Source organism: Halorubrum sp. Atlit-26R, from assembly GCF_003666015.1.
Classification (GTDB): Archaea; Halobacteriota; Halobacteria; order Halobacteriales; family Haloferacaceae; genus Halorubrum.
Genome location: NZ_QPLT01000309.1, coordinates 1 through 577, shown reverse-complemented (window position 1 = coordinate 577; position 577 = coordinate 1). Strand labels below are relative to the sequence as shown.

The 577-nt window shown below is 57.0% G+C and carries 2 pseudogenes; one reads left to right on the top strand and one right to left on the bottom strand.

Annotated features, from left to right (window positions below):
• A pseudogene (locus tag DVK07_RS20725) lies at window positions 1-200 on the bottom strand (ArsR family transcriptional regulator); the annotation flags it as partial.
• Window positions 201-315: 115 nt separating this feature from the next.
• Here DVK07_RS20725 and DVK07_RS20720 point away from each other — a divergent pair.
• A pseudogene (locus DVK07_RS20720) lies at window positions 316-577 on the top strand (hypothetical protein); the annotation flags it as partial.

Sequence of the window (577 nt, the reverse complement as noted above, 5' to 3'; positions counted from 1 at the left end):
AACGTCTCCAACTGGTCTTTGATGGCCGCCTGACTCTTCCCGGTCATATACTCGAGTTCGGCGAGCGACATCAGATGGGCGGGATGGCCCAGCAGCTCCTGGATGATGAGATGGCGCGTATCCTGAGACAGCAGCGTGAACAGCCGCCGCTGTTCTGCGAACGGCCCTGCATCGCCCGCACCAGTGTCGGTTTCGCTCATACGTGCTGGTACGAGGGAGGGCAGTATAACAGTTAGGATCATCCAAGTTGGTTAATTCAGAAAAAACCAATGTGATTCAGAAGAGATAAGGTGATGTGGTTTGAATCGGCAGCTAATGACCGACCCAAGCCCGCCGCCGGACGCTGGGGAAATTATGACCGTCGTTCACGGGGCCGTCGGGGGCATCGAACTGGAGCCCGCAGAGAAACGGAAAATCTGGCGGTTCACCGAGCGTGAATTGCCGTATCTCTGGAGTCAGCGGACGTCGTATTTCATCTTGGGGAGCTATCGCGACCCCTATCTCCGCCGGCTTCGCGCCGTCCAGAACGAACTCACGAAGCAGCTCGGTGCCTATCCGTTCATCATGGGTGATCTCC